Origin of the sequence: Pedobacter yulinensis (assembly GCF_003029735.1) — a bacterium.
Classification (GTDB): domain Bacteria; phylum Bacteroidota; class Bacteroidia; order Sphingobacteriales; family Sphingobacteriaceae; genus Pedobacter; species Pedobacter yulinensis.
In genome coordinates this window covers 348,633-359,218 of sequence record NZ_KZ686268.1, presented here as the reverse complement: position 1 = coordinate 359,218, position 10,586 = coordinate 348,633, and the positions used below count along the sequence as shown (strand labels likewise).

General features: G+C 49.6%; 12 protein-coding genes. 10 read left to right on the top strand and 2 right to left on the bottom strand.

The genetic code is table 11. The annotated features are described in order from the left end of the window. The 3 genes from C7T94_RS01595 to C7T94_RS01585 are packed head-to-tail and all read left to right on the top strand — an operon-like array spanning window position 1 to window position 2,210. Window positions 1-555: an NUDIX domain-containing protein gene (locus C7T94_RS01595; protein ID WP_107213012.1), complete on the top strand. Its 555-nt coding sequence runs from the start codon at window positions 1-3 to the stop codon at window positions 553-555. 48 nt (window positions 556-603) lie between these two features. Continuing rightward, entirely contained in the window at window positions 604-1,344 is a 741-nt protein-coding gene (locus tag C7T94_RS01590) for a lysophospholipid acyltransferase family protein (protein WP_107213010.1), read from the top strand. Then, entirely contained in the window at window positions 1,341-2,210 is an 870-nt protein-coding gene (locus C7T94_RS01585; RefSeq protein WP_107213008.1) for a TraB/GumN family protein, read from the top strand. Before C7T94_RS01590 ends, C7T94_RS01585 begins: the two co-directional genes overlap by 4 nt. Here the strand turns inward: C7T94_RS01585 and C7T94_RS01580 are convergent, their stop codons facing one another. After that, entirely contained in the window at window positions 2,211-2,972 is a 762-nt protein-coding gene (locus tag C7T94_RS01580; protein WP_107213007.1) for a LytR/AlgR family response regulator transcription factor, read from the bottom strand. It lies immediately after the preceding gene. After that, entirely contained in the window at window positions 2,969-4,030 is a 1,062-nt protein-coding gene (locus C7T94_RS01575; protein WP_107213004.1) for a sensor histidine kinase, read from the bottom strand. The genes C7T94_RS01580 and C7T94_RS01575 overlap by 4 nt, the downstream gene beginning before the upstream one ends. A 270-nt stretch (window positions 4,031-4,300) precedes the next feature. Here C7T94_RS01575 and C7T94_RS19265 point away from each other — a divergent pair, with 270 nt between their 5' ends. The 7 genes from C7T94_RS19265 (at window position 4,301) to C7T94_RS01545 (ending at window position 10,584) form a co-directional block, all read left to right on the top strand. After that, on the top strand, window positions 4,301-4,477 hold the full coding sequence (locus C7T94_RS19265; RefSeq protein WP_162618511.1) for a hypothetical protein: 177 nt from the start codon (window positions 4,301-4,303) through the stop codon (window positions 4,475-4,477). Then, window positions 4,477-5,379: an ABC transporter ATP-binding protein gene (locus C7T94_RS01570; protein ID WP_107213002.1), complete on the top strand. Its 903-nt coding sequence runs from the start codon at window positions 4,477-4,479 to the stop codon at window positions 5,377-5,379. The genes C7T94_RS19265 and C7T94_RS01570 overlap by 1 nt, the downstream gene beginning before the upstream one ends. 1 nt (window position 5,380) lies before the next feature. Further along, window positions 5,381-6,175: an ABC transporter permease gene (locus C7T94_RS01565; protein ID WP_107213000.1), complete on the top strand. Its 795-nt coding sequence runs from the start codon at window positions 5,381-5,383 to the stop codon at window positions 6,173-6,175. Window positions 6,176-6,310: 135 nt separating this feature from the next. Further along, window positions 6,311-7,858 (top strand): M28 family metallopeptidase, encoded by a 1,548-nt coding sequence (locus C7T94_RS01560; RefSeq protein WP_107212998.1) that lies wholly within the window; start codon window positions 6,311-6,313, stop codon window positions 7,856-7,858. A 122-nt stretch (window positions 7,859-7,980) separates the two neighbouring features. Continuing rightward, window positions 7,981-8,412 (top strand): energy transducer TonB, encoded by a 432-nt coding sequence (locus tag C7T94_RS01555; protein ID WP_107212996.1) that lies wholly within the window; start codon window positions 7,981-7,983, stop codon window positions 8,410-8,412. A 61-nt stretch (window positions 8,413-8,473) separates the two neighbouring features. After that, entirely contained in the window at window positions 8,474-8,851 is a 378-nt protein-coding gene (locus C7T94_RS01550) for a BlaI/MecI/CopY family transcriptional regulator (RefSeq protein WP_107212994.1), read from the top strand. Further along, complete coding sequence (locus C7T94_RS01545) at window positions 8,848-10,584, top strand: TonB family protein (RefSeq protein ID WP_107212991.1); 1,737 nt, start codon at window positions 8,848-8,850, stop codon at window positions 10,582-10,584. The genes C7T94_RS01550 and C7T94_RS01545 overlap by 4 nt, the downstream gene beginning before the upstream one ends. The last annotated feature ends 2 nt before the right edge of the window (window positions 10,585-10,586 follow it).

The following is a 10,586-nucleotide window of genomic DNA, read 5'->3' as shown; positions in this document are numbered from 1 at the left end:
ATGCACGAAGAGAACCCCTGGAAGACCCTGAGCAGCCGGCTGGTTTACGAAAACCGCTGGATCAGTCTTACTGAGCATGATGTCATTAACCCGAACGGCGGCAGCGGAATTTATGGAGAGGTGCATTTTAAAAATTACGCCATCGGCATTGTGCCGGTAGATGAGGACGGAAATACCTGGCTTGTGGGTCAATACCGCTTCCCCTTAAAGGCATACAGCTGGGAAATTCCCGAGGGGGGCGGAAAGCTTGAACAGGAACCTATTGAGGGCGCCAAACGGGAACTGCTCGAGGAAACCGGTTTTACGGCCGCCAACTGGCTGGAGATACAACGCATGCACCTGAGTAACTCGGTAAGCGATGAACTGGGCATCATGTATCTGGCTACAGGCCTGACCGCAGGTCAGGCAGAGCCCGAAGAGTCGGAGGCGCTGACGCTGCGTAAACTTCCGCTCAGCGAAGCGATTGAAATGGTGTTGAATGGCGAAATTACCGATTCCATGAGCGTTGCAGCCCTATTGCGTGTTAAATTGCTGGTCGAGGCCGGCGAACTTTAAAATGATCCCGATCTTTGTTCATCATGTTAATTTACCATATCCATTTTCATGAATAAATTTTTCGGCTATATTTTCAGTCCGCTTTTTTATTTGTTTTTCGGTCTCATGCTGGTCATTTTTCAGCCCATACAATGGCTTTGTTACAACCTGGGCGGATACAAGGCTCACAAAAAGTCTGTCGATCTCCTGAATTTTTTCCTGACTTACACACTTTACCTGCTGGGTACATCAATTCGTTTTCACAACCCATACCAGCTGCCTGCCAACCGGCCGATCATTTTTGTGGTTAACCACCAGAGCATGTATGACATCCCTGCACTGATCTGGTTTCTGCGGCGGCACCATGCAAAGTTCATATCAAAGATTGAGCTGACACGGGGCATTCCATCTATCAGCTACAACCTGAAGCACGGTGGCGGGGCCAATATTGACAGGAAAGACAACAAACAAGCAATTATGGAAATCCTGAAGCTGGGCAAACGGATGAAGGAGAACAATTGGTCTGCCGTTATCTTTCCTGAGGGCACGCGAGCCAAAGATGGGAGAGTAAAAACCTTCCAGTTTGGCGGCGTGGCCACGCTGCTCAAAACGGTGCCGAATGCATTGGTTGTTCCGGTTGTGATTGAAAACTCCTGGAAACTGGTGCAGTATGGACCCTTTCCACTAAGTTTTGGTGAAAGACTGTCCTGGACGGTTCTGGCGCCGATCGAACCGGGCACCCTTCATCCAAACGAAATCACACTGCAGGCCGAACTCGAGGTGAGGCAGAAACTAAACCAACCATTATGAGAAAATTCTTACTTTTTGCCGTCCTTTTCACCACACTGAACAGTGCATTTGCACAAAAAACGAAAGACCGGACGCTGCTCTGGGAAATTTCAGGAAACGGATTGAAGAAACCGTCCTTTCTTTTCGGTACTTATCACCTGATTGGCAAACAGTTTATCGATACCATGCCGGCACTACAGGCCCGCCTGGCCGAAAGCACGGTGATCGTAGGCGAATTGTTGTTCGATAGCCTTGACGCTCGTAAAATGATGCCCATGATGGTAATGCGCGATACCACGCTCGAGCAGTTGCTTGGCCCGGAGCAGTATACGAAACTGGGCAATTACCTGAAAGACGTTTCAGGAATGCCGATTGCTGCCCTGAACAAGATGAAACCGGCCGCGCTGCAGCTGCTGATCGCGGCGTATTCCTCACCAATCAAGGTCAAAGATGGCGAAGGCCTGGACCAGCAGCTGCAGGTGCAGGGAAATGCCGCCGGAAAACGTCTGGTGGGTCTGGAAAGTGCGGGCTTTCAAATGAACATGCTGCTTGGCGAATCGCTCGCAAAACAAAAGGCCGCCTTGCTGAAGACAATGGCAAAGAGTGAAGAGCTGAAAACGCAGGGACTGAAACTTTATCAGCATTATATCAGGCAGGAGACAGACCTGCTGGGCCGGCTGTTTGCCGACCGGGAATTTATAGACGAGGATGACCTTGAAAAAATGCTGTACAGGCGCAACCGAAACTGGGTGCAGCAGCTACCTGCCATTATGCAGCAGGACCAGGCCTTTGTGGCTGTAGGTGCGGGGCATCTGCTGGGCGATCAGGGCCTCATTGTTTTACTAAGAAAGGCTGGTTATACCCTGCGTCCGCTGGCTACGAACTGATCAGATATTTTTTCCTTCGATCCGTCTGAAAAACTCATCCCTGTAGGTGTCGCCTATGGGGATGATCTTGCTGCAGATGGTAATCCGGCTGCGTTCAATGCTCTCGATTTTGTCAAGTGCAACGATATACGATTTGTGGACCCGGATAAACTGGCTTGATGGTAAGGCCTCTTCCATTTTTTTCATGCTTTGCAGCGTAATGACCCGTTCGTCTTTTGTGAAAATGGAAATATAATCTTTTAGTCCTTCGATGTACCGGATGTCGTGCAGGTAGATCTTTTGAATTTTGTGCTCTGTTTTTACGAAAATAAAGTCCTGAACCGGGTTGGATGAACCAGAGAACGGCGCAGGCGTGGCAACATGAGCTGCTGCAGGCGCAGCAGCAGCAGCAACCTCTGCAGGCTTGAACTGGGCATGTACTTTCTCGGCAGCTTTGTAAAAGCGGTCAAAAGCGATCGGCTTGAGCAGGTAATCAGAAACATTCAGATCATAACTTTCCAATGCATATTCAGGGTAGGCTGTTGTTAAAATATACCTGCTTTTTGCCCCGGCTATTTTCAGAAATTGTATCCCCGTCAGATCGGGCATCTGCACATCCAGGAATACGAGGTCAATCGCACCCTCCTGCACCAGTTGCAGGGCTTCAATTGCGTTCTCGGTACGCTTGATCAGTTCCAGGAACGGTACTTTCGAAATATAATCTTCCAGAATATCGAGGGCGAGCGGTTCATCATCTACCGCAATACATTTTAGTCGTGTCATATATCAAGCATCAGTTCGCTGGTGTAGTGGGTCTCCGAATTTACAATATTTAATTTATATCTCTCGGGATACAGCAGTTGCAGGCGCCGCTCTACGTTATTTAGTCCCACGCCGCCCATACGGTCTTTATTGGCTGTGCTCTTCCGGTTCGTGATGCTGAAATGCAGGATCTGCCGGTTGGCAATCAGGTTAATCCTGATCGGGTCTTCCGGGTCATTTGCAACACCATGTTTGAAGGCATTCTCTACGAACGAGATCAGGATGAGCGGTACGATTTTCTGCCCGTCAATTTCCCCGTTCAAATTTAACTCTACGAAAGCCTTGTCTTTGAAACGCAACTTCTGGAGCTCGATGTAACTTTTCAGGTAGTCCACTTCTTTACTCAAAGCCACACTGCTGTCATTGCTTTCATAGATCATGTAACGCATGATTTCTGACAGCTTCATGATCGCGTCTGCCGTGCGGTCAGACTTTTGGTAGGCCAGGGAATAAATATTATTCAGGGAGTTGAACAGGAAATGCGGGTTGAGCTGTGATTTCAGAAACTGCAGTTCCATCTCTTTTTTTTCAGATTCCAGGTTGCGCTGAACCCGGTCATTGGCAAACCAGTCTATGGTGAACTTGATGAGGCAACTGGAAACGATAAAGAAACCGGAACTGAAAATGGTACCAATGGCATAATTCGTAATGCTGTGGTAACCATATTTAATAACCCGCTTTTTAGTCTGCGCATCAAAGTGCACGCTCTCCCGGTAGCGAAGAATCTCGTCCGGGTTTAAGACTGCAATAACAGATTTGACCAGGCACATGACCAGGATAACAAAAAGAATAGAGGCGATATACCACCAGTACTTGCGCCTGATCTTGATCAACTGGGGAATAAGCAGCGTATAGTTCAGATAAAATATAGACACGTTGATCACTGTGAAATAAACATAGGTGACCATGATCTCGTTAAAGGTCGACTTGCCCGGTTTGTAAATAAATGCCAGGGTAAAGACGAACGCAATGATGCCCCAGTAAATGGAATGAACAATGATCTGTGCTTTATTTTTCATTTGAATGTGCCCATGGCGTTTATCAGCCGGGCTTACCGCATAACCAAAGGTATTATTTATGCCACAAAAACAGCTAAAGATAATTTTGTAACCCCTCCTGCTCGACGAACCGGCCTTTTTGTTCGACGAACGCTTTAACGGGCAATTTTAATCGACCAACGCCGCGAAACAGCGGTTAAGCCGGTTTGTCTGGAAATTTTTACTCTTGGTATAATACATTTCGGTAGCCCCTGAATCCTGCTTTTCTTTGAATCATTAAACGAAACGATTATGAAAACGTTAAAGAACTCATCGCCATTTCTGCTTATGCTTTTCCCTGTGTTTATGCTGCTTGGCGTTACAGCTACAGTCGATTTTGACAAGGCAGGCCAGGACGAAATGGTTGTCAAATCAAATAAGGCTGGCTGCGGTTCGGTGATCAAAACTGCAGTAAATATTTTTAAATAATGACCCTGGCCATTGAAACGCGCGGTCTGAACTATCACTTTGGCCAGCAGCAGGTTGTAAATGAGTTGTCATTGCAGGTGCCAAAAGGTAGTATTTACGGTTTTCTGGGGCCTAATGGGGCCGGGAAAACAACAACCATCAAGATCCTGCTGAACTTGCTGCAAGCCCCGCGCGAAAAGGTCTTTATATTCGGGAAGGATCTGGCTGAACACCGCATTGAGTCCTTGCGCAGGCTGGGCTCGCTCGTAGAGCAGCCGGCCATTTACGGGCACATGAGTGGCATGGAAAACCTGCACAACCGCTGTCTCCTGCTCGGCATCAGTAAAGCCAGGGCGGCAGAAATGCTTGCCTTGGTTGGCCTGACAGATGCCGCGCGGAAAAAGGCTGGAAAATACTCGCTCGGAATGAAACAGCGGTTGGGCATTGCTCTTGCCCTGCTTTCAGATCCTGAACTTCTGCTCCTTGATGAGCCCACGAACGGGCTCGATCCAAATGGCATCATTGAAATACGCAACCTGCTGATCAGGCTGGCCACAGAACGCGGAAAAACGATTCTGGTATCAAGCCACCTGCTCGCCGAAATTGAGCGGACAGCAACCCACGTAGGCATTATCAATAAAGGGAAACTTCTTTTTCAGGGCACCATCGCCGACCTGCAACAGTTGAGCCAGCCGGTTGTTGCTATAGACACCGACGATCCAGTTCGCGCGCAAACACTTCTGCACGCTGCAGGTTACCCCGCTGAGACCGAAGGCGCTCAGATCAGAATTCCGTTCCAGACTCCAGCCGACCACGCGCAGGCCAATAAACTTCTCGTCGAGGCCGGTATAGCGGTACACGCCCTTCAGCCGCTGCGCAAAGATCTGGAACATCTTTTTCTCGATATTACTAAAAACAACTAGCATGCGCTCCCTTTTTATCTCGCTCAGGTCTGAGTTTTACAAATCGCGAAAAGGCCTTGCTTTCTGGGCCGCTATCCTGCTCCCGGTCCTGATTTGCGGACTGATCGCCTTCGGCTACTTCAACTCGTCAGAAAGAATCCTGAGAAACAACATGCCGCCAATGGGCCTTTGGGGTCAGTACAGCAGCCAGGCCCTCGCTGTTATGGGTATGCTGATCCTTCCGTTCTATGTGATTTTCATGGCTTTCTCGGTGAACAACATTGAGCACAAGAACGACACGTGGAAAACTCTGTTTTCCCTGCCGCTTCAAAAACTCTCGGTTTACAGTGCAAAATTCTTCTACTCGGTGCTGCTTGTGCTGATCTGTCTTGCCTTGTTTATGGGCCTGACCTATCTATTTGCTCATCTGCTGCACCTGCTCATTCCTGCCTACCGGTTTGATCTGTATGATCCTTCCCTGCTGTTATTTCAATATTACCTGAAGCTTTTCCTCTCTGCAATGGGTATTCTGTCTTTCCAGTTTGTACTCAGCCTGATGTGGGGCGATTTCCTCAAGCCGATGGGGCTGGGGTTTGTTGGTACGATCGCCGGAATTATCTGTGCCAACGTGCAATGGAAGTGGGCTTATCTTATTCCTTTCAGCCACCCAACGCTGGCTATGCGAATGGGTAAGCTCCGCAAATCGCCTGCAGACGGGATCGACATCATGACCCAAGAAATCTGGACCAGCCTGGCTTATATGGTTGTCTTTTTCATCCTGGGTTATTTTATCCTGGCAAAAAAGAACATCAAATAGCCTGATCCTGCGTTCACCCATGCAACTGCTTCATACTTTTAAAGAAGTACAGCGCGCGATCGTGTAAAATTGTTGCGGGAAAAATGGCCCGGTGGCTTTTTCAGCTATTTTTAAGTTTTATTAACTTAACCATACATGAAAAAACACCTACTATTTTATCTGCTTCTCCCGCTTGCTCTGGCTGCTTCCGCACAGGAACAGGTCGATCAGGCCATGGTGCAGAAGATCAGAAAAGAGGGTCTGGAAAACTCCAGGGCCATGGAAATCGCCTTTAACCTGACAGATGTATCCGGCCCCCGGCTTTCTAACTCTCCAGGCTTGAAACGCGCACAAGACTGGGCCATGACGGTTTTCAAAGACTGGGGACTGAAAAATGTGCAGCGCGAAGCATGGGGTACCTTTGGCAGGGGCTGGCAAATCGATAAATATTATGCGGCTACCACCCTGCCATTTTACCACGCCATCATCGCCTCACCAAAAGCCTGGACACCAGGAACCAAAGGCCCTATCAAGTCTGAAGTGATCTTGCTTAAGGCTGACAGCCTGCCCGAGCTTGAAAAATATAAAGGTACGCTGGCCGGCAAAATTGTGATGTTTGATCAGGGAACAGCGCTCGAAAACTCATACAAACCAGACGCCGTACGGCATGCAGACAGCACTCTTGCAAAAATGGAGGCAGCTGTGCCACAGGAAAGCCGCGGCCGGCAGCGGTCGGCCAACAATATGATGGCTCAGTATATGCGCATGCGTACGCAGCGTGCCAATATGGCCAAGTGGCTGACCAGTCAGAACGTCGGTTTGATCCTGACCTATGCGCGGGGCGGGCATGGAACGTTTTTTACCAGCAACGGCGCCTCGTATGATGTCGGTGCAGAAGCCGTTTCGCCGGAACTGGAAGTTTCGCCAGAAGATTACTTGCATATGCTGCGGCTGCTCCGCGCCGGAAAAAAAGTTGAGGTAGAAGCTGATATCAAAACGAGCTTTTATGGCGACGATACCAAAGGTTACAATGTTTTGGCAGAAATTCCCGGTACAGACAAGAAGTTAAAAGATGAGGTGGTGATCATTGGCGGGCACTTTGATTCCTGGCACGCAGCTACCGGTGCTACCGATAACGCTGCCGGCGCTACTGTGATGATGGAAGCCATGCGTATTCTGAAGGCGGTCGGGTTTAAGCCAAAGCGCACCATCCGTGTAGCGCTCTGGAGCTCGGAGGAGCAAGGACTTCATGGCTCGAAGAACTATGTGCTGAACCACTTTGGCGATGCCAAAACACAGAAGTTTACACCTGATCAGAAAAAGGTCTCAGCTTATTACAACCTGGACAATGGTACAGGCAAAATTCGCGGCGTTTATCTGCAGGGCAATTCGGCTGTAGCCCCGTTGTTCAAAGCATGGCTCGAGCCATTCACAGACCTGGGCGCCAAAACGATAACCATTGGCAACACGGGCGGTACCGACCACCTGTCGTTTGATGCAGTGGGCATTCCTGGTTTCCAGTTCATACAAGACCCGATGGATTACAACACCCGTACGCACCACACGAACCAGGATACCTATGATCGGCTGGTAGAAGATGATCTGAAACAAGCTGCCACGATCGTTGCTTCATTTGTTTACCATACATCTGAACGGGCAGCCATGTTGCCAAGAAAAGAATTGCCACCAGTGGCACAACAGTAATCTCCCGCATCGGAGGACATTTATCCCCTAATGGAGAGCCCTGCATTGCAGGGCTCTTTTTTTTAACTGGATTTTTGAAACTAATAAATTAGTTTGTATGTTTAACTAATAAATTAGTTATTATGAAAACCACACTTCATCAAAGGCTTCGCCAGATTTGCGTAGCCACTGGTCTGCTGATTACGATCTTAAGCGTATCAATGGGCCGCGCGCATGCGCAGAAAAATGCCGGGCCCCTTGGGTACGACCAAGTTGATCAAAAGCCGGAATTTCCGGGCGGCATGCCGGCTTTGTACCAATACCTCGCTAAGGGTATCAGGTATCCGGATGCAGAAAAGAAGGCCGGAACAGGTGGTAAAGTCCTGCTTGGCTTTGTTGTGGATGAGTCGGGCAACATCCGGGACGTGACCGTAATCCGTCCTGCAACCAGGGCGCTGGATGCGGAAGCTGTGCGGGTTGTGTCTGCCAGCCCGCGCTGGAAACCAGGAAAAATAAATGGTGAAAACGTCCCGGTGAGCTTTCAGATGCCAATTGCTTTCAACGCCCGCAAGTAGTTCCCGCGACTGTTGCAGAACTAACAGATTAGTTGTAAGTTTAAGTGCTTATAAAAATATTATGGAGATAAAAGATCTTACGAGAGCAGAAGAACAGATCATGCAGGTTTTGTGGCAGCTGGAAAAAGCATTTGTAAAGGAAGTCATCGACATGCTGCCTGAACCGAAGCCCGCTTACAACACCGTTTCGACCATTATCAGGATTCTCGAGGTAAAAGGTTTCATCGGCCATGAAGCGTTCGGCAAAGCGCACCAGTATTATCCCCTGATCAGCAGGGAAGACTACAAACGCCATGCGACCGAGAAACTACTCGGCAACTACTTTGAAAATTCGGTTGAAAGTATGTTCTCCTTCTTTGTGAAAGAAGAGAAACTCGATCTGAGCGATATCGATGAGATAATGAAAATGATCAATAAAGTCAAAAACAGACCAAGATGAACTGGGCCCATTACATGCTGCAGGTAAATCTCTACCTGGTGGTCTTTTACACATTTTACCGGCTCCTGTTGCACAAAGAAACCTGGTTCAAGCTAAACCGCCTGTACCTGCTTGGCGCTGGCGCGTTTTCAATAGGCCTCCCGTTCATGCGCATCGAATGGTTAAGTTCGCAGCCGGTTAGCCGGCGGTTATATGCAGGTGTAGATGACCTGAATGCAATGGTCATGCAGGTAAGCGGCCCGGCACGCGCAGAAACTGATTGGGGCGCTGTAATAGCCGTTCTGTATGCCACAGGCGTTATTGTCGGCATTGTTTTTTTCGTGGCAAGGTTATTCAGGGTCAAACACCTATTTCGTGAACCGGCCGGCCAGGGCGCGTTTTCGTTTTTCAACCGGAAAGTGGTTGGTGTACAGCTCCCAGAGCGCGATACCATCCAATTGCATGAAGACGTGCACATTCGTCAGTTTCACAGCGCAGACATTATATTCTTCGAAGCGATCCGGATCTTTACCTGGTTTAATCCTGTGAGTTACCTGCTCATTGCTGCGGTCAAGGCCACCCACGAATACCTGGCAGACGAGGCGGCAGCAAACTACCGGGGCGATAAATATGCCTATTCCATGCTCTTGCTGAGCCGGGCCTTCGGCCTGGAGCAAAGTAATTTGATCAGTCCTTTTTTTGCCGGATCGATGGTCAAAAAGCGAATTTTTATGCTAACCCGTGAGCGCTCCAGGCGCGCGGCTATCTTGAAGTACGGGCTCATGCTGCCGGTTCTCGTTTTACTGATGATCCTGTCTTCGGCCTCGATTCGTAAAAACGATGACATCCGGCAACTTACCAGCGATATTGTCCTGAGTGAGCCTGTTCAGGCCGTGCAGCAACTTGCAGGCAGTCTGACTGCTCCGGCAGCGTCTGCATTGATCTCATTGGATGGTGACGCCGCGGCCGCACCCGAATTGGCAGACGAGCCTGTTCCTGTGATCGCAGTTCCGGAAACCGAAAGCACACACACCCGGCCGGCCCGGCTGCAGCTGTCTGAACGGGAAAACACACCTGCGGAACCGGAGTCTGCGACCGGAGACCAGGAACATGCCTTGTTTCCGGGGGGTATGCCCGCTTTCTATAAATTTTTGGCGGCCAACCTCAGGTATCCGGCGCAGGCGGTCAGGGCCAACGCAAGTGGCCGTGTTCATTTGGCATTTACAGTAGGCCGCGATGGCCGGCTCGGAAATATCCGTGTCCTTGATGGCATTGGTTATGGCTGCGACGAGGAAGCCATCCGCGTTGTGGGCAGTTCACAGCCCTGGCAGCCTGCCCTTCAGCACGGCAGCCCTGTAGCAGTTACGTACAATATCAACTTATCGTTTAAACTCGATCAAGTTGCACCTGATGCATCCGAAGAGCCAGCCCGGGCCGCACCAGTCCCGGCAGGAATTAGCGGACTGGTCGCAAGTGTGCCCGCCAGTGAACGCAAACCGCCGGTCATCGTCCGTGGTGTTGCAACTTCGGGCAAAGCGGAAAACGCACCCCTTGTCATTGTGGATGGAAAGCCGCTTGACGGAAGCTGGTCTGAATTTTCCGGTTCAGTGCAGCCTGAACGCATTGCCGCTATCAATGTGTTGAAAAGTCAGTCTGCAACGACGCTGTATGGGCAGCGCGCCGCCAACGGGGTCATTATTGTCACAACAAAAGATCAACAAAACAAACCCGCAGACAAGAATATTGTCCGCTAAAA

Coding starts and splice junctions, on each gene's coding strand:
- C7T94_RS01550 (WP_107212994.1), top strand. CDS start 8,474: ATGGAGATAAAAGATCTTACGAGAGCAGAAGAACAGATCATGCAGGTT.
- C7T94_RS01590 (WP_107213010.1), top strand. CDS start 604: ATGAATAAATTTTTCGGCTATATTTTCAGTCCGCTTTTTTATTTGTTT.
- C7T94_RS19265 (WP_162618511.1), top strand. CDS start 4,301: ATGAAAACGTTAAAGAACTCATCGCCATTTCTGCTTATGCTTTTCCCT.
- C7T94_RS01570 (WP_107213002.1), top strand. CDS start 4,477: ATGACCCTGGCCATTGAAACGCGCGGTCTGAACTATCACTTTGGCCAG.
- C7T94_RS01585 (WP_107213008.1), top strand. CDS start 1,341: ATGAGAAAATTCTTACTTTTTGCCGTCCTTTTCACCACACTGAACAGT.
- C7T94_RS01580 (WP_107213007.1), bottom strand. CDS start 2,972: ATGACACGACTAAAATGTATTGCGGTAGATGATGAACCGCTCGCCCTC.
- C7T94_RS01575 (WP_107213004.1), bottom strand. CDS start 4,030: ATGAAAAATAAAGCACAGATCATTGTTCATTCCATTTACTGGGGCATC.
- C7T94_RS01555 (WP_107212996.1), top strand. CDS start 7,981: ATGAAAACCACACTTCATCAAAGGCTTCGCCAGATTTGCGTAGCCACT.
- C7T94_RS01595 (WP_107213012.1), top strand. CDS start 1: ATGCACGAAGAGAACCCCTGGAAGACCCTGAGCAGCCGGCTGGTTTAC.
- C7T94_RS01560 (WP_107212998.1), top strand. CDS start 6,311: ATGAAAAAACACCTACTATTTTATCTGCTTCTCCCGCTTGCTCTGGCT.
- C7T94_RS01545 (WP_107212991.1), top strand. CDS start 8,848: ATGAACTGGGCCCATTACATGCTGCAGGTAAATCTCTACCTGGTGGTC.
- C7T94_RS01565 (WP_107213000.1), top strand. CDS start 5,381: ATGCGCTCCCTTTTTATCTCGCTCAGGTCTGAGTTTTACAAATCGCGA.